This is a genomic window from Bacillus sp. FSL M8-0049 (genome assembly GCF_038593355.1).
Lineage (GTDB): Bacteria > Bacillota > Bacilli > Bacillales > Bacillaceae > Bacillus > Bacillus safensis.
On sequence record NZ_CP151986.1, the window covers coordinates 1,473,796 to 1,492,009 of the forward strand.

Consider the following 18,214-nt stretch of genomic DNA (forward strand, 5'->3'; position numbering starts at 1 on the left):
ATGAGTTTAACACCACATGGTGGCGTATTAATTAATCGAGTAAATGAAGAATATGATCTCAGCACGGCTGCGAAGGAAATTGAACTAGATGCGATTTCCTTTGCAGACCTTGAACTCATTGCAATTGGCGGATATAGTCCAATTGAAGGGTTTTTAACAAAAGCTGATTATGAAGCAGTTGTAAGCAGTATGCGGCTAGCAAGTGGTGTCGTTTGGTCTCTTCCTATTACACTGCCAGTAACAAAAGAAAAGGCGGCGGAAATCCATCAAGGCGATATCGTGCGCTTATCCTACAATGGAACTGTATATGGGGTCATTGAAGTAGAGGATCAATACACACCAGATAAAGAAAAAGAAGCGGTGAATGTCTATAAAACAGATGACCGCAATCATCCAGGCGTGAAAAAATTATTTGAACGCGGCGATACTTACATTGGCGGAAAAATTACACTGACGAAACGCAGTGAAAAACCATTCCCTCAATTTACGTATGAACCAGAAGAAACAAGACGTCATTTTAAAGATAATGGCTGGAAAACCATTGTTGGTTTCCAAACGAGAAACCCTGTTCATCGTGCTCATGAATATATTCAAAAAACAGCACTGGAAACAGTCGATGGTTTATTTTTAAATCCGCTTGTCGGTGAAACAAAATCTGACGACATCCCGGCAGATGTAAGAATGAAAAGCTATCAAGTATTATTGGACGGTTATTATCCAAAAGACCGCGTCTTTTTAGGTGTTTTTCCTGCTGCAATGCGTTATGCTGGACCAAAGGAAGCCATTTTTCATGCGCTAGTGCGGAAAAATTATGGCTGCACCCATTTTATTGTTGGAAGAGATCATGCAGGTGTTGGTGACTATTACGGCACATACGAGGCGCAGGAACTATTTGATCAATTTACAAGCGAAGAAATCGGCATTACTCCATTAAAATTTGAACACAGCTTCTACTGTAATACATGTGAAGCGATGGCCACTCCAAAAACGTGTCCTCACGACAAAAGCGAGCATGTCATTCTTTCAGGTACAAAGGTTCGAACAATGCTGAGAAACGGTGAATTACCACCAAGCACGTTCAGCCGAAAAGAAGTCATTGAAACATTAATCGAAGGATTAAAAACGACGGTATCTTAATGGGAGGGTATGACATGAGCAACGAACATATCGTGTGGCATGATTCATCAATTACAAAAAAAGAATATCAGCAGAAAAACAATCATACGAGCGGCATTATCTGGCTTACAGGTCTAAGTGGGTCAGGTAAATCAACGATCGCGAATGCAGCCGCGAGAGAGCTGTTTGAACAAGGCTACCAAGTCACAGTTCTTGACGGCGATAACGTGCGGCACGGACTCAATAAAGATCTAGGGTTTTCAGATGATGACAGAAAAGAAAACATCCGCCGGATCGGAGAAGTAGCAAAATTATTTGTGGAGCAAGGGACGATTGTCATCACTGCTTTTATTTCTCCATTTCAAGAAGACCGCCACACTGTCAGACAGTTGGTCGAAGATGGGGAATTTCACGAAGTATTTGTCAAATGTGATCTGAACGTGTGTGAAGAGCGTGATCCAAAAGGGTTATATAAAAAGGCGAGAAACGGTGAAATTCCGTTTTTCACTGGAATCGATTCACCGTATGAAGAGCCTGCTGCGCCTGAGCTCGTATTAGATACAGGGGAATTATCCCGTGAGGAATCTAAACAGCGTCTTGTTGATTATGTAAAAGGAACAACGAAATAATCGCCTGATGGCAGGGGGAGAAAAGCAAGATGGGGAAAGTATACATTGTGGGTGCTGGACCCGGTGACCCAGATTTAATAACATTAAAGGCCCATAAGGCGATACAGCGGGCAGATGTCATCTTATATGATCGTCTTGTCAATCAAGAAATTCTCGCCCATGCCAAACCGGAGGCGGAATTGATTTATTGCGGCAAGCTGCCAAATCATCATACAATGAGACAGGAAGCTATCAATGAAGCGCTTGTGGCTCATGCAAAGGAAGGGAACGTTGTCGTTCGGCTGAAAGGCGGCGACCCCTTTGTCTTTGGCCGCGGCGGTGAAGAAATCGAATGCTTAGCTGAGCACGGAATTCCGTATGAGGTCGTCCCAGGAATTACTTCTGGGATTGCAGCGGCTGCTTATGCGGGCATCCCTGTGACACATCGTGAATTCAGCTCAAATGTTGCTTTTGTCACGGGTCACTATCAAAAGGATGAACATTTTGAAGAAAAGTGGGAGGCGCTGGCTACAGGGATTGATACTCTTGTGATTTACATGGGTGTCAAAAACGTGGAAAGAGTGCAGCGCCTGCTTTTGAAAAATGGACGGGACCCAGAAACACCCGCTGCATTTATACACTGGGGAACCACAACAAGGCAAAAGACAACGTGCTGCACGGTGGCGACACTGTCTGAAACCGTTGAAAAAGAAGGGATCGAGCATCCAAGTTTAATTGTTGTTGGAGATGTCGTTCATTTTCATCAAAAGCTGAACTGGTTTGAACCTGCATTCATTGAGAAATGAGAATGATAGAGAAAAGACACGTGCATACATCGTGTCTTTTCGTCTGATGAAAACAAGTGAGAGGGAGGAGCCGCATGAAACAAGCTGTCCTTTATGTTGGGCATGGAAGCAGGGTAAAAGAAGCACAAGATAAGGCCATTTCTTTTATGAAAAGCTGTATGCCGTTAGTGAAAGCAGATATACAAGAAATTTGTTTTTTAGAGCTGACGGACCCTTCTATAGAAGAAGGATTTGAGGCCTGTGTGAAAAAAGGAGCGACACACATTGCAATCGTCCCGCTCCTCCTTTTAACTGCCATGCATGCCAAATCGGATATCCCGGTCGAAATTGAGAAAGTGCATGCGCGTTTCCCGCAAGTGAAGGTCACATATGGAAAGCCAATCGGCGTGAATCAAGAAGTAACAAAAGCGGTTGCCGCAAGAATTGAAGAAGCAGGATATCAAGGCGCGCGCGCGCGGATTCTTTTAATTGGCCGCGGGAGCTCTGATCCGGATGTGAAGCGAGATGTGTTTGGCATTGCAGACGATGTCCGAAATCTGCTTCCGCATGCAGAGGTTCTTCCGTGTTTTATTACAGCATGTGAGCCAAATTATCGAGATGTTCTCGCGCAGTTATCAGCAGATGACGATGGGCCTGTCTATCTCGTTCCTTACTTGCTGTTTACGGGGATTTTAATGAAAGAAATTGAAAGTGAAGCCGCTCAGGCGAGAAAGCGGCTGAAAGATGTCCGGGTATGCCGGTATATTGGCTTTCATCCGCATGTCAAATCGGCTTATATTGAACGCGTGCAAGAAACCATTTTAAACAAAGACGATGCGTTTCGTTTCCGAGGAGAAATCCATGCTTCCAGTCCATCTTGATTTAACCGATAAACAAGTGGTCATCGCCGGCGGCGGATCTGTCGCGTTAAGAAGAGCAAAGGCATTGTGTACGGAGTCTTGCCAGATAACCGTTGTGAGTCCTAATATTTCTGAAGAGATGGAACGCCTCATTGATACATATGCGCTCAATTGGAAGGAAAAGAAAGTAGACGCTGAAGATTTAAAGGATGCGTTTTTCATTGTTGCTGCTACAAACGACCCTTCGGTAAATGAATGGATTGCACAAACAGCACAGCCTCACCAGCTCGTGAATTGTGTGAGCCAATCTGAGCTCGGCAATGTGATGGTGCCGAAGGTTGTCAAAGCAGGAAAAGTGACGATTTCAGTTTCTACAAGCGGTGCAAGCCCCGCCCGGACAAAACAATTGGCTGCGGCAATTGAATCCTTGCTTGAAGAAGAGGATATTGACGCACTTGATGCCCTTTACATCGAAAGAAAAAAACGACAAAGAAAAAGCCGATAAAATCGGGGACTGACCCTCGATTTTATCGGCTTTTTTATTTATTTTCTCAGCTTGAGCACAAGATCTTCGTCAGGCGTGACAAATAATGTTTGCTGCTGATCATACGTAACAAAGCCAGGCTTTGCTCCGTTTGGTTTTTTCACATGCCGGATTTTCGTATAATCGACAGGAACGGAGCCGGACTCTTTTGCCTTCGAGAAGTAGGCGGCAATTTGAGCCGCTTCAAGCAGCGTTTGTTCATCAGGTGCTTGGTGGCGGATGACGACATGTGATCCAGGAATATCCTTTGTATGCAGCCAAATATCATCACGAGCAGCTGCCTTTGTAGTCAAATACTCGTTTTGTTTGTTGTTTTTTCCGACTAAAATTGGTATGCCTTGGGACGATTCATACGTTTCGAGCTGAATGGCCGCCGGTTTTTTCTTTTTGGCGTGGCGCTTTTGTTTGGCGCGCAAATATTTTCCTTCAACAAGCTCTTCTCTCATTTCCTCTAAATCCTTCGGCGAAGCAGAGGACAGCTGCTGAATCAGCTCTTCAAAATAAGCAATTTCTTCATGTGTCCGCTTAATTTGTTCATTTACAGCTTCTACAGCATTTTTTGCCTTTTGATATTTTGTGAAATATGCCTGTGCATTTTCAGAAGGGGTTTTATTTGTTTTGAGCGGGATCGTGATTTCTCCGCCGTCTTCATCGTAATAATTGATGACAGTCGCTTCTTTATCCCCTTTTTTAATCGCATATAAATTGGCTGTTAACAGCTCACCATAGAGCTGATATTTGTGTGCATCTTGAGATTCTTCAAGTGTTCTTTTTAGCTTTTTAAGCTTGTTTTCATTTTTCTTTTTTTCATTGACGACAAATCGTTCAAGGTCTGCCGCCTGCTGTTTGACTCTGTCTCTCTCAGCTTTTCCGAAATAAAAGCGGTCAAGCAGCTGGCTGAGTGAGTCGAATGTCTTCATCTCGCCATGGACATGCTGAAGCTCTAATAAATAAAAATACTCTTTCCCGTCTTTTCTTGTGAGCTGCGGCGTAAAAGAATGCATGCGAATGAGCTGGAACATGTCGAGCAGTGTATTTGGAATTGTTTCTTGATTGGCAAGGCCGGCCCGGTGTACTGCTTCCTTTGCAAACAGCGGGGAAACCCCAGAGAAGGTATCGACAATTTGATTCGCGATCTTTCCTTCTTGAAAGCGTAAATGCTTCAAAATATCATCCTTTGTCACGTCAAAAGGATTCAATTTTTGCTGCGCAGGCGGCAGAAGGTATTCATGACCAGGAAGCACCGTTCGATAGCTGTTCACAGATGGAGAAAGGTGTTTTAAACCATCAATGATCTGCTGCGTTCCATCCTCTACAAGAATCAAATTACTATGACGTCCCATGATTTCAATGTAAAGCTTACGCGTCTGTTCATCACCGATTTCATTTCGGCTTCTCACATGAAGCACGATCACCCGGTCAAACCCAATCTGTTCAAAACGTTCAATAAAGCCACCCTCAAGATGCTTTCTGAGCAGCATACAAAACATCGGCGGCTCGCTTGGATTGTCGTATTGATGCTCTGTGAGCTGCACTCTCGCATAGCTCGGATGAGCCGATAAAAGCAGCTTGTGATTTTTCCCGTTTGCCCGAATATGAAAAATCAGCTCGTGTTTATATGGCTGATGGATTTTTGAAATCCTCCCGCCAGTTAAAGTCTCTTGCAATTCATTTGTCATACCATATGTAAAAATGCCGTCAAATGACATGTTGGATACACCCTCTTCTTTCACACAAATCTACTGAAAGAACCTTCCGTTTTCTCGTTCTTTAGGCAGTCTTATTATTATAGCATGATTTAGGACGAGTCTGAATAAACTGGCTTATAGAACACTGCATATGAGAGAGAACAAAAGAGGAGTGGACGAGGTCAAATGAATTGGCATGAACTGAACCAAACCGATTTATTAAAAACAATGAATACATCGATAGGTGACGGACTGTCAGAAAAAGATGTACAAAAGCGGCTTGAAAAACACGGGCCAAATGAATTGCAGGAAGGAAAAAAGGCGTCGGCTCTGATCATTTTTTTAGCACAGTTTAAAGATTTCATGGTGTTAATCTTGCTGGCAGCAACAATCATTTCTGCCTTTTTAGGAGAATACATTGATGCTGTTGCAATTGTAGCCATTGTTTTAATTAATGGTGTACTCGGCTTTTATCAAGAACGCCGGGCGGAAAAATCCCTTCAAGCGTTAAAAGAATTATCAACTCCGCACGTGTATGCAAGGAGAAATAATGAATGGGTCAAGATCCCGTCTAAACATCTCGTGCCAGGGGATATTGTGAAATTTTCAAGCGGAGACCGGATTGGGGCAGATATTAGATTACTAGAAACAAAGAGCTTAGAAATCGAGGAGTCCGCTCTCACTGGTGAGTCCATCCCAGCGGTCAAACACGCAAGTCCGCTTTCAAGCGGTCATGTCTCTCTCGGAGATTTGACGAACATGGCCTTTATGGGGACGCTTGTCACTAGAGGCAGCGGCGTAGGGATTGTCATTGGTACAGGGATGAATACGGCGATGGGACAAATTGCCGGCATGCTGGATGCAGCAGGTAACATGGAAACGCCGCTGCAAAGACGTCTCGAGCAGCTTGGGAAAATTCTGATTGTGGCTGCTTTATTTTTAACGGTGCTCGTTGTTGTTCTCGGGGTTGTGCAAGGACATGAATTGTATCATATGTTCCTAGCGGGAGTATCTCTTGCTGTTGCGGCGATTCCAGAAGGCCTGCCGGCGATCGTCACTGTTGCACTTTCCCTAGGGGTGCAGCGGATGATCAAACAAAAATCGATTGTCAGAAAGCTCCCCGCGGTGGAAACACTCGGCTGCGCGTCAATCATTTGCTCAGATAAAACAGGAACGATGACGCAAAATAAAATGACCGTGACCCATGTGTGGGCAGAGGGGAAAACGTGGAATATTTCTGGCACAGGCTACGAGCCATCCGGTGACTTTACCTTGAACGGAGAAATCGTCCATGCTGACAAGCACCCAAGCCTGCAAAAGGTGTTATTATACGGGGCGCTTTGTAATACATCGACCATCGTTGAAAAAGACGGGGAGATGAGGCTTGATGGAGATCCGACAGAGGGGGCGCTTCTCACCGCAGCACGTAAAGCGGGTTTTACAGAGCAATTCATCGAAGCTGGATTTCATGTCATTGAGGAGTTTCCTTTTGATTCAGAAAGAAAGATGATGTCAGTCGTCGTTGAAACGAATCAAAAAGAGCGGTATGTCATTGCAAAAGGTGCGCCGGATGTACTAATGAACCGTTCAAGTCATATCATGCACGGCGGGCGCACAGCTTCTTTTTCAGCCACTCACAGGCAAGAAACAGAAGCTGCAATTCAAGGCTTAGCAAGACAGGCGCTTAGAACCATTGCCATTGCCTATAAAAAAGTCGGTCTGACGGAAAAAATCACCTCTGTAAAGCAGGCTGAAACCGATTTAACATTGATCGGGTTAGAGGGCATGATCGATCCACCGCGCCCTGAAGTCAGACGAGCGATTAAAGAGTGCCGGGATGCCGGGATTAAAACGGTCATGATTACAGGCGACCACGTAGAAACGGCCAAAGCGATTGCCAAAGACTTAAGCCTTTTACCGAAGCAAGGACAGGTGCTCGACGGAAAAGCGCTTGATCAGATGAGCGACAAAGAGCTTGAGCAAACGGCTGAAAATGTATACGTCTTTGCCCGGGTTTCCCCTGAGCATAAACTGAGAATTGTCAAAGCCTATCAAAAAAATGGTCATGTTGTGGCGATGACAGGTGACGGGGTCAATGATGCGCCTGCCATTAAACAAGCAGATATTGGCATTTCCATGGGCATCACTGGAACAGACGTAGCCAAAGAAGCGTCTTCTCTTATTTTACTTGACGACAACTTTGCGACCATAAAATCCGCCATTAAAGAGGGCCGGAATATTTATGAAAACATTCGTAAGTTTGTCCGTTATTTGCTGGCATCAAATGTCGGAGAAATTTTGGTCATGCTGTTTGCGATGCTCCTCGCGCTTCCGCTTCCGCTCGTTCCTATACAAATCTTATGGGTAAACCTTGTCACAGATGGTCTGCCGGCTATGGCACTTGGCATGGATAAGCCAGAAGGCGATGTCATGAAGAGAAAGCCGCGGAATGTGAAAGAGGGCATTTTTGCTAGAGGGCTTGGCTGGAAGGTCATCTCAAGAGGATTCCTCATCGGGCTTGCGACCCTTTTGGCATTTATATTTGTGTATCACCGCGATCCAAACAACCTGCAATATGCACAGACTGTCGCATTTAGTACGCTTGTTTTGGCGCAGCTCATTCATGTATTTGACTGCCGCAGTGAACGGTCCATTTTTGAACGTAATCCATTTGGGAACCTTTATTTGATCGGTGCGGTTTTGTCATCACTTTTACTCATGTTTGTGGTCATTTATTACCCGCCGCTTCAGCCGATTTTCAAAACGGTGGCGGTTGCACCAATTGATTGGCTGCTGATCATTGGGATGTCAGCACTGCCAACTTTTTTACTGGCAGGATCACTTTTGACAAGAAAAAAATAATTGATTATGGTATAATTTTGAGGTAATAGTGTCTGCTATTACCTTTTTCATTTTATTAATATGAAAGAATTGGGTGTTTTGACATGATACGCAGTATGACGGGATTCGGCCAAGCGAGTAAAACGGATGGAGAACTGACAGTGTCAGTTGAGCTAAAATCGGTCAATCACCGTTTTAAAGAGGTTCATGCCCGTTTGCCGAGGCCGCTTTTATATTTCGAAGATACATTAAAAAAGATCATTCTTCGTCACGTGCAGCGCGGTAGAATTGAGCTGTTTGTCACGATTGAAGGCGGTAAACTAGCAAGCCGGTCCTTACAGATCGACTGGCCGCTGCTTGATGAATACATGAAAGCCGCAAAAGACCTCGAGGAACGCTATCACATTTCAGGCATTCAGCATGCACATGACTTATTGGGGCTGGAGCTTGCCGTTCAAGTGGAAGAGTCAGCCAGCCGAAATGAACAGTTAGAGCAGCTGCTGATGGAAGCTTGCGAGGCTGCTGTCAAGGAGCTTTGCTTCATGAGAGAGCAAGAGGGCGCATCACTTCAAAAAGACTGTGAACTGAGGCTTTCTGAACTAGAGGCCTATACAGAAGAAATCAAAGTCTTTGCACCAGAGGTTGTGAGTCAGTACAAAGAACGATTGAATCAGCGATTGCAAGAATGGATCGGAGAGGCGCTTGACGAGAGCAGACTAACGACAGAGGCTGCCATTTTTGCTGACCGGTGTGACATTACAGAAGAGATTACGAGACTGAAAAGTCATTTTCAGCAGTTTCAGCAAATCTTGCTGCAAGGCGGTGCTGCCGGCCGAAAACTTGACTTCCTTGTACAGGAGCTCAACCGTGAAGTGAACACCATTGGATCAAAAGCGAACCATCACCATTTAACAAAGCTGGTGGTTGAAATGAAAAGTGCTATTGAAAAAATAAAAGAACAAGTGCAAAATATAGAATAGTCATTGTGTATGCTGTTTACAGTGCGTCTCTTTCGGCGAGACTAGAGACGTTTATATTACAGGGGGACGAAAGAAGATGACCATAAAGTTGATCAATATCGGATTTGGAAACATCATTTCAGCGAATCGGATGATTTCGATCGTCAGTCCGGAATCAGCACCGATTAAACGAATGATACAAGACGCAAGAGATCGAGGCATGCTCATAGATGCTACATACGGAAGAAGAACCCGTGCTGTTGTCATTATGGACAGTGACCATGTCATCTTATCTGCCGTTCAGCCTGAGACTGTCGCGCAAAGACTTTCTGTAAAAGAAGAAATCATAGATGAAGGGCAGGGGTAATACGCCATTATGAAAGAAAGAGGACTTTTAATCGTTCTCTCTGGACCTTCGGGAGTTGGAAAAGGAACGGTCAGACAAGCCATTTTCTCCCAGGAAGATACGAAATTTGAATACTCTATTTCTGTGACGACACGCAAACCGCGTGAAGGTGAAAGAAATGGTGTCGATTATTTCTTTAAAACCAGGGAAGAATTTGAACATATGATTGAAAACAAAAAGCTGTTAGAATGGGCAGAGTACGTCGGGAATTACTACGGCACGCCTGTTGACTATGTAGAACAGACATTAAGCGAAGGAAAAGATGTTTTCCTTGAAATTGAAGTGCAAGGTGCACTTCAAGTAAGAGAAGCATTCCCGGAAGGTCTTTTTATTTTCCTTGCACCGCCTAGTCTTTCAGAACTTCAAAACCGTATCATTACTCGCGGTACAGAATCTGAGGAGCTCATTCGAAACCGAATGGCTGCTGCGAAAGAAGAAATTGAAATGATGGATGCTTACGACTATGTCGTTGAAAACGATGATGTCGAGCTTGCTTGTGAAAGAATCAAAGCGATCGTCCTTGCAGAACACCTGCGCAGAGACAGAGTCGCACCAAGATATAAAAAAATGCTGGGGGTAGAATAAACCATGTTAGATCCTTCAATTGACTCATTGATGAACAAACTTGATTCAAAATATACACTTGTAACAGTGTCGGCACGTCGTGCACGTGAAATGCAGATCCATCAAGATCAGCAGATTGAAAACACAAAGTCTTACAAATTCGTAGGCAAAGCACTAGAAGAAATTGACGCTGGTCTTTTGACATTTGAAAAAGAGGATCAAGAATAACACATCGCTTCTGCAATGCAGATACGATACGTTCAAAAAAGTCAAAACTATGATTGGTTTTGACTTTTTTGAATTGTAGACGAATTTGTGAAAAAGGCCGTTAAGGGGGACAAACAAATGTTACAGTCAAAAAATATATTGCTCGGTGTCAGCGGAGGAATCGCCGTATATAAAGCAGCAGCACTTACTAGTAAACTCGTACAAGCAGGCGCAAATGTAAGAGTGATTATGACGGAATCTGCTCGTGAGTTTGTGTCTCCGCTTACCTTCCAAGCACTGTCTCGGCATGAGGTATATGTAGATACATTCAAAGAAAACAATCCAAAAGTCATTGCACATATTGACGTAGCTGACTGGGCCGATCTCATTCTTGTTGCCCCTGCAACAGCACATACGATTGGTAAAATGGCCGCTGGACTTGCAGATGATATGCTCACCACGACTTTGCTTGCTTCTACAGCGCCTGTATGGGTCGCACCAGCGATGAATGTGCATATGTATGATCACCCGGCTGTGAAACGGAACATTCGCACATTATATGAAGACGGCTACCGGTTTATTGAGCCGAGTGAAGGTTATTTAGCTTGCGGGTACATTGGAAAAGGGCGATTAGAAGAGCCTGAAAAAATTGTGGAACACATCCGGGCCTTTTTTGAAGAGCCAAAAAGCTTACCGCTCTCAGGTAAAAAAGTCGTGGTGACAGCAGGTCCTACACGTGAAGTGATCGATCCTGTCCGGTTCTTTACAAACCGTTCTAGTGGAAAAATGGGCTATGCGATTGCAGAGGCTGCTCAGCAAATGGGTGCAGATGTTACGCTGATTTCTGGACCTGTTTCTTTAACTGAACCTGACCATGTACATGTAGTGCACGTTGAATCAGCTGAAGAGATGTATCAAGCTGCGCTAGATGTATACGGGGAAGCTGATCTTGTCATTAAATCAGCAGCTGTCGCCGATTACACCCCTGTCACGACATATGCTCATAAAATGAAAAAACAGGCCGGCGCTCTGGACATTGAATTCACCCGGACAAAAGATATTTTAAAAGAGCTGGGGAAAAGAAAAGAGCATCAAGTGCTGGTCGGATTTGCAGCTGAAACGCAGGATGTAGAATATTATGCGAAAAAGAAAATTGAATCCAAGCATCTAGATATGATTGTGGCCAATAACGTCACTAAAGAAGGTGCAGGCTTTGGCACAGATACCAATGTGGCAGCGATCATCAAAGCAGATGGAACGAAAAAAGAGCTGCCGATGATGAGCAAAAAAGACCTCGCTTTTGAAATTTTAAAGGAGGCAATAATGCTGCTTCCAAAAGAGCGTGATCGCGCATGATTGCTGAAGTCATCGTAGATGTCACAACGAAAGCCATTGACCGGCCATTTGATTACCGGGTACCAGATCGATTCAAAGATCTCGTCAAAGCGGGAATGAGGGTGGTCGTTCCCTTTGGTCCGCGGAAGATTCAAGGGTTTGTGACAAAAGTCAAAGAGGAAACAGACATCAAGACAGGAAGCATTAAAGAGATAGTCGATTTATTTGATTTATCACCTGTTCTGACAGATGAGCTACTGGAGCTTTCTCACTGGCTGACGGAAAAAACATTGTCCTATCATATTACGGCACTTCAATCGATGCTGCCCGCAGCCATGAAGGCAAAGTATGAAAAAGAAATACAGGTGCTATCAGAGGAAGAACTTCCGCAGTCATTGAAAGAGCTTTTCGGTCAGCGAGAGAGCATTCTTTATGCTGACATCCCGTCTGAACAATTAAAACAGATTCAAAAGCATGTCCAAAAAGGTCATCTAGAGGTGAGATACCATGTCTCGCAAAAATCTGGAAAGAAAAAGGTCCGCATGCTCCAGCTGGCTGTATCGAAAGAAAAACTTGAAGAAAAGCAGCAGCAGCTAAAGAAAAATGCGGTAAAACAAAAGGCACTGATTTCCTACTTGCTTCAAGCGGGAGAGGCAACCTTTTTAGCGAAAGACTTGCAGCAGCAAACAGGCGCGAGTTCTCAAACGCTTAAAACCTTTATTCAAGAAGGGCTGTTAACAGAAAGCTATGAAGAGGTCTACCGGGATCCTTACCGTGACCGGGAGTTTACACCATCTGCATCACTTGATCTCACGCCTGAGCAAAGAGAGGCGGCAAAACATATTCATCAAGCAGTCAGTGAGGATCAGCACGCAACCTTTTTACTGCACGGAGTGACAGGAAGCGGCAAAACGGAGATTTACTTGCAGACAATTGATCATGTTCTTCAAAAAGGCAAAGAAGCGATCGTTTTAGTTCCTGAGATTTCGTTAACCCCTCAAATGGTGCAGCGATTTAAAGAACGATTTGGCTCAAATGTGGCTGTTCTTCACAGCGGCTTATCGACAGGAGAAAAATATGATGAATGGCGGAAGATTCATCGCAAGGAAGTCAAGCTTGTCGTTGGCGCAAGATCTGCTGTTTTCGCTCCATTTGAAAATTTAGGCATGATTATTATAGATGAAGAGCATGAATCCTCTTATAAACAAGAAGAAATGCCTCGTTACCATGCCAAGGATGTCGCCATTGAACGAGCAGTGCGGCATCAATGTCCAGTCGTATTAGGCAGTGCAACACCTTCACTTGAAACCTATGCACGTGCAAAAAAAGGCGTCTATACATTGCTGCCGCTCAAGCACCGCGTCAACCAGCAGCAGATGCCGCACGTTTCGTTAATTGATATGAGAGAAGAACTAAGAAATGGCAACCGCTCCATGTTCTCAGAAGAATTAATGATCAGGTTAAAGGAAGTGCTTGAAAGAAAAGAACAAGCCGTTTTATTTCTGAACAAAAGAGGCTATTCATCCTTTGTGATGTGCCGTGATTGCGGATATGTGGAGCAATGTCCTCATTGCGAAATTTCTCTCACCTATCACAGATATCAAAAACGGCTGAAGTGCCATTATTGTGGTCACGAAGCTCCAGTACCTTCTGAATGTCCAGAATGCCACAGTGAGCATATTCGCTATTTTGGAACTGGCACGCAGCGAGTAGAAGAAGAACTGACAAAGGTATTGCCTGAGGCGCGTGTGATCCGAATGGATGTGGATACAACGTCTCGTAAAGGTGCTCACGAAAAGCTTCTTACGTCTTTTGGCAATAAAGAAGCGGACATTTTGCTCGGGACGCAGATGATTGCAAAGGGGCTGGATTTCCCAGATGTCACACTTGTTGGTGTTCTCAGTGCGGATACATCCCTTCACATCCCTGATTTTCGTTCAAGTGAAAAAACATTTCAGCTTCTCACACAGGTCAGCGGCAGAGCAGGGCGCCATGAAAAAGCGGGCTCGGTTATTATTCAATCGTATACGCCTTCTCACTATAGTATTGAATTAACGAAGCAGCATGACTATGAAGCCTTTTATGAACAGGAGATGCTGCATCGCCGCCACCAGTCCTATCCGCCTTATTACTTTTTGGCGATGGTGACAGTGTCACACGAAGAAGTGACGAAGGCAGCACATGTCACTGATCAAATTGTCCAGTTCCTAAAAATGAACTGTGCACCGAATACTCGAATTCTTGGTCCGGCCGCATCGCCAATCGCTAAGATCAAAGATAGATATCGGTATCAATGCGTGATAAAATACAAAAGGGAAAATGAACTGGCAAGTTTACTACGGAAAATACAAGACCATTATCAAAAGGAAATGGAACAAAAACAATTGATGATTTCAATAGATATGAATCCATATATGATGATGTAAAACGGAGGGCTGTAAGTGGCAGTAAAACCAATAGTCATACATCCGGCAGAAGTGCTTGAACAAATGACAGAGCGCGTCGAGACGTTCGATAAAAAGCTTAAAAAACTGCTGGATGATATGTATGATACAATGCTTGAGCTGGATGGAGTTGGACTAGCAGCACCACAAATCGGTGTTTCAAAAAGAATCGCTGTTGTAGATATCGGAGAAGAATCTGGCAGAATTGACTTAGTGAACCCCGAGGTGCTTGAAGTAGAAGGAAGCCAGACAGATATTGAAGGCTGCCTGAGCTTTCCATCTTTATACGGCACTGTAGAGAGACCGAACTATGTGAAGGTAAAAGCCTTTGATAAGAAAGGCAAACCATTTACAATAGAAGCAGACGGATTTTTAGCAAGAGCTTTATTGCACGAAATTGATCATTTAGACGGCATTTTATTTACGTCAAAAATCATTGAGACTTATACAGAAAAAGAACTTGCGGAAATGGAAGGGTGAAGAAAATGGCACGTATCGTATTTATGGGAACCCCTGATTTCTCAGTACCTGTGCTGCAAACACTGATAACAGAAGGATACGAAGTGGTAGGGGTTGTCACGCAGCCAGACCGCCCAAAAGGAAGAAAACGAGTGCTCACACCGCCTCCTGTGAAAGTGGAAGCCTTAAAGCACGGCATTCCTGTGTTGCAGCCTGAAAAGGTGCGCCTTGATGAAGAAATTGATAAGGTGCTTGCATTACAGCCGGATTTAATCGTCACAGCGGCATTTGGACAAATTTTACCAAAACGATTACTCGATGAACCTAAGTTTGGCTGTATCAATGTTCATGCCTCGCTGCTGCCAGAACTAAGAGGCGGCGCGCCGATCCATTATGCGATCCTTCAAGGCAAAAAGAAAACAGGCGTTACCATCATGTACATGGTGGAAAGACTTGATGCAGGTGACATGATCAGTAAAGTAGAAGTAGAAATCGATGAATTAGACAATGTCGGAACATTGCATGACAAATTAAGTGTTGCAGGTGCCGCGCTGCTAAAAGATACGGTGCCAAATGTTCTGAGCGGGTCTATTTCTCCGATTCCGCAAAATGAAGAAGCGGCCACATATGCACCAAATATTAAGCGGGAGCAAGAAAGATTAGACTGGACAAAAACCGGCGAAGAGCTTTACAACCAAGTTCGCGGGCTAAATCCTTGGCCAGTTGCCTATACTGAATGGAACGGCGCTCATCTAAAAGTATGGGAAGCGAAAAAGGTTCCGCTTCAAGCGCAAGAAGAACCCGGGAAAGTGATTGAGCTTCAAAAAGAAGGTCCGGTCATTGGAACTGGGAATGAGCAAGGCCTTTTATTAACAGGTGTGCAGCCAGCTGGTAAGAAAAAAATGAGCGGCGAAGACTTCTTAAGAGGCGCAAATATCGAAATTGGACAGAAATTAGGGTTAATGAATGAAGAAAAGTAATGTGAGAGAAGTAGCGCTGGACGCTTTAATCAAACTCGAACAAAACCAGGCTTACAGTAATTTGCTGTTGCAGTCAGTCATGAAAGATAAAGACTTAGCTGATCAGGACAAACCGCTGTTAACAGAGCTTGTATATGGTACACTGCAAAATAAGCTGGCATTAGATTATATGCTGACGCCCTTTGTGAAAAAACCGCAAAAGGTCGCTCCATGGGTGATGCAGCTTTTGCGGATGTCCCTTTATCAAATGGTGTACCTTGAAAAAATTCCAGATCGTGCAGCGATTCATGAAGCTGTCGAGCTGACGAAAAAACGCGGGCACAAAGGGATTTCTTCACTTGTGAACGGTGTTCTTCGTTCCGTGCAAAGAGAAGGCGTTCCGTCATTTGATGCGATCAAAGATCCCGTAAAGCGGCTGTCCATTGAGACAAGCCACCCATTATGGCTTGTGCAGGAGTGGGTTCAGGCGTACGGGTTTGAAGCGGCAGAAAGCATGTGCCGCATTCATTTAGTCCCGCCAAAGCAAACCCTTCGTGTCAATCGAATGAAAATTGACCGCACGGCACTGCAGCAAAAACTAATGGATGCAGGTATTGAAACGGAGCTTGGCGACTTATCTGAAGATGCACTTAAGCTCATGAAAGGGTCCATCGTCTCAACCCCTTCTTTTCAAGAAGGCTATGTGACGATACAAGATGAAAGCTCGATGCTTGTCGCAAGAGCGCTCGACCCTCAGCCGGGAGAAACGGTGCTTGACGCCTGTGCGGCTCCTGGCGGAAAATCAACACATATTGCAGAACGTATGAATGATGAGGGCAAAATTGTTTCACTTGATTTACATGAACATAAAGTGAAACTCATCAAACAAGCAGCAAAACGTCTGAACCTTACTCACATTGAGGCAAAAGCACTTGATGCAAGGAAAGCGGCAGACTATTACAGCGAAGCTTCGTTTGACCGTATTCTCATTGATGCACCGTGTTCCGGTTTTGGCGTCATTAGACGAAAACCAGATATGAAATATACAAAGTCTAAAGAAGACTCAGCAAGGCTTGCAGCTATCCAGCAGGCCATTTTAAAGGAAGCGGCCCCGCTTTTAAAACCGGGCGGAACCCTTGTATACAGTACGTGTACAATGGACCCAACAGAAAATCAACAAGTGATTCATGCGTTTTTACAAGAACACCAAGACTTCGAACCCGATCTATCTCTTAATGAACGGCTGCCTGAGCAGGTTGCTCCGTTTGTTCAAAACGGAAGTGTACAAATTCTTCCTCATTATTTCGGAACAGATGGTTTCTTTATTTGCAGCATGAGAAAGAAGGGATAAAAAATGACAGAACAAAAAGTAAGAAAAGAACTGAAGACAGAAATGCCGTCGATCTACTCATTTGAGCTTCACGAAATGAAAGAATGGTTAAAAGAACAAGGCGAAAAGCCTTTCCGCGCAGCCCAAATTTTCGAGTGGCTTTATGAGAAACGTGTGACATCCTTTGACGATATGTCTAACCTTTCAAAGGATTTAAGAGAAAAATTAAAAAATCAATTTGCGATCACCACATTAAAAACCGTGATCAAACAAACGTCTCAAGACGGAACGATCAAGTTTTTATTTGAATTACATGATGGCTATACGATTGAAACAGTGCTGATGCGCCACGAATACGGCAACTCTGTCTGTGTCACAACTCAGGTTGGCTGCCGAATTGGCTGTACATTCTGTGCATCTACACTTGGCGGGTTAAAACGAAATCTTGAAGCAGGAGAAATCGTTGCTCAAGTATTGAAAGTGCAGCAGGCACTTGACGAAACAGATGAGAGAGTCAGCTCGGTTGTCATCATGGGAATTGGCGAACCGTTTGATAACTTTGACGAAATGCTTGCTTTCCTTAAAATCATCAACCATGACAACGGCTTAAATATTGGTGCGCGTCATATTACAGTGTCGACAAGCGGAATCATTCCAAAGATCTATCAATTCGCTGATGAGCAAATGCAAATCAATTTTGCTGTCTCCCTGCATGCACCGAACACAGAGATCAGAAGCCGTCTGATGCCGATCAATAAGGCATATAAGCTGCCAAAATTAATGGAAGCCATCGAATACTATATTCAAAAAACGGGTAGACGTGTCAGCTTTGAATACGGCCTGTTTGGCGGAGTAAATGATCAAGTTCATCATGCAGAAGAGCTTGCAGACTTATTAAAAGGAATCAAGTGCCACGTGAACCTCATTCCGGTGAACTATGTACCGGAAAGGGATTATGTAAGAACACCGAGAGAACAAATCTTCCTATTTGAAAAAACGTTGAAAGAACGCGGCGTAAACGTAACGATTAGACGAGAGCAAGGCCATGATATTGATGCTGCTTGCGGTCAGCTAAGAGCGAAGGAGCGTCAGGAAGAGACGAGGTGACG

General features: G+C 44.2%; 17 protein-coding genes. 16 read left to right on the plus strand and 1 reads right to left on the minus strand.

Translation table 11 applies throughout. The features are described 5' to 3' along the window. The 5 genes from sat to NSU13_RS07565 all read left to right on the plus strand — a co-directional run bounded on the left by sat (position 1) and on the right by NSU13_RS07565 (position 3,874). Positions 1-1,137, plus strand: coding sequence for a sulfate adenylyltransferase (gene sat, locus NSU13_RS07545; protein WP_024426947.1), 1,137 nt, complete (start codon positions 1-3; stop codon positions 1,135-1,137). A 14-nt stretch (positions 1,138-1,151) separates the two neighbouring features. Beyond that, positions 1,152-1,745 (plus strand): adenylyl-sulfate kinase, encoded by a 594-nt coding sequence (cysC, locus tag NSU13_RS07550; RefSeq protein ID WP_034281722.1) that lies wholly within the window; start codon positions 1,152-1,154, stop codon positions 1,743-1,745. Positions 1,746-1,774: 29 nt separating this feature from the next. Further along, positions 1,775-2,530 (plus strand): uroporphyrinogen-III C-methyltransferase, encoded by a 756-nt coding sequence (cobA, locus tag NSU13_RS07555; protein WP_024426949.1) that lies wholly within the window; start codon positions 1,775-1,777, stop codon positions 2,528-2,530. A gap of 74 nt (positions 2,531-2,604) precedes the next feature. Beyond that, entirely contained in the window at positions 2,605-3,390 is a 786-nt protein-coding gene (locus NSU13_RS07560; RefSeq protein WP_034281724.1) for a sirohydrochlorin chelatase, read from the plus strand. Further along, on the plus strand, positions 3,371-3,874 hold the full coding sequence (locus tag NSU13_RS07565; protein ID WP_034281726.1) for a bifunctional precorrin-2 dehydrogenase/sirohydrochlorin ferrochelatase: 504 nt from the start codon (positions 3,371-3,373) through the stop codon (positions 3,872-3,874). The genes NSU13_RS07560 and NSU13_RS07565 overlap by 20 nt, the downstream gene beginning before the upstream one ends. 38 nt (positions 3,875-3,912) lie before the next feature. Here NSU13_RS07565 and NSU13_RS07570 read toward each other — a convergent pair whose 3' ends face one another. After that, positions 3,913-5,622, minus strand: coding sequence for an NFACT RNA binding domain-containing protein (locus tag NSU13_RS07570; protein ID WP_034281729.1), 1,710 nt, complete (start codon positions 5,620-5,622; stop codon positions 3,913-3,915). Positions 5,623-5,787: 165 nt separating this feature from the next. Between NSU13_RS07570 and NSU13_RS07575 the strand changes: the two genes are divergently transcribed. The 11 genes from NSU13_RS07575 to rlmN all read left to right on the plus strand — a co-directional run bounded on the left by NSU13_RS07575 (position 5,788) and on the right by rlmN (position 18,212). After that, positions 5,788-8,463 carry a calcium-translocating P-type ATPase, SERCA-type gene (locus NSU13_RS07575; RefSeq protein WP_034281732.1) on the plus strand — a complete coding sequence of 892 codons (2,676 nt, stop codon included), beginning with the start codon at positions 5,788-5,790 and terminating at the stop codon, positions 8,461-8,463. A gap of 83 nt (positions 8,464-8,546) precedes the next feature. Then, positions 8,547-9,422: a YicC/YloC family endoribonuclease gene (locus tag NSU13_RS07580; protein ID WP_034281735.1), complete on the plus strand. Its 876-nt coding sequence runs from the start codon at positions 8,547-8,549 to the stop codon at positions 9,420-9,422. Between the two features lie 76 nt (positions 9,423-9,498). After that, entirely contained in the window at positions 9,499-9,768 is a 270-nt protein-coding gene (gene remA / locus NSU13_RS07585) for an extracellular matrix/biofilm regulator RemA (RefSeq protein WP_008344898.1), read from the plus strand. Positions 9,769-9,777: 9 nt separating this feature from the next. Beyond that, positions 9,778-10,392 (plus strand): guanylate kinase, encoded by a 615-nt coding sequence (gene gmk, locus NSU13_RS07590; RefSeq protein WP_024424214.1) that lies wholly within the window; start codon positions 9,778-9,780, stop codon positions 10,390-10,392. Positions 10,393-10,395: 3 nt separating this feature from the next. Further along, the gene (gene rpoZ, locus NSU13_RS07595) at positions 10,396-10,599 is read left to right on the plus strand and encodes a DNA-directed RNA polymerase subunit omega (RefSeq protein WP_003211647.1); all 204 of its coding nucleotides are present in this window, start codon (positions 10,396-10,398) and stop codon (positions 10,597-10,599) included. Between the two features lie 117 nt (positions 10,600-10,716). Beyond that, on the plus strand, positions 10,717-11,934 hold the full coding sequence (gene coaBC / locus NSU13_RS07600; protein WP_144496634.1) for a bifunctional phosphopantothenoylcysteine decarboxylase/phosphopantothenate--cysteine ligase CoaBC: 1,218 nt from the start codon (positions 10,717-10,719) through the stop codon (positions 11,932-11,934). Continuing rightward, positions 11,931-14,339 (plus strand): primosomal protein N', encoded by a 2,409-nt coding sequence (priA, locus tag NSU13_RS07605; RefSeq protein WP_034281740.1) that lies wholly within the window; start codon positions 11,931-11,933, stop codon positions 14,337-14,339. The genes coaBC and priA overlap by 4 nt, the downstream gene beginning before the upstream one ends. Before the next feature lie 15 nt (positions 14,340-14,354). Continuing rightward, positions 14,355-14,837 carry a peptide deformylase gene (def, locus tag NSU13_RS07610; protein WP_217008588.1) on the plus strand — a complete coding sequence of 161 codons (483 nt, stop codon included), beginning with the start codon at positions 14,355-14,357 and terminating at the stop codon, positions 14,835-14,837. Positions 14,838-14,842: 5 nt separating this feature from the next. Beyond that, complete coding sequence (fmt, locus tag NSU13_RS07615) at positions 14,843-15,796, plus strand: methionyl-tRNA formyltransferase (protein ID WP_034281743.1); 954 nt, start codon at positions 14,843-14,845, stop codon at positions 15,794-15,796. Next, positions 15,783-17,126 (plus strand): 16S rRNA (cytosine(967)-C(5))-methyltransferase RsmB, encoded by a 1,344-nt coding sequence (gene rsmB / locus NSU13_RS07620; protein WP_120207070.1) that lies wholly within the window; start codon positions 15,783-15,785, stop codon positions 17,124-17,126. The genes fmt and rsmB overlap by 14 nt, the downstream gene beginning before the upstream one ends. Positions 17,127-17,129: 3 nt before the next feature. After that, positions 17,130-18,212: a 23S rRNA (adenine(2503)-C(2))-methyltransferase RlmN gene (rlmN, locus tag NSU13_RS07625; protein WP_024424208.1), complete on the plus strand. Its 1,083-nt coding sequence runs from the start codon at positions 17,130-17,132 to the stop codon at positions 18,210-18,212. Positions 18,213-18,214 lie beyond the last annotated feature (2 nt).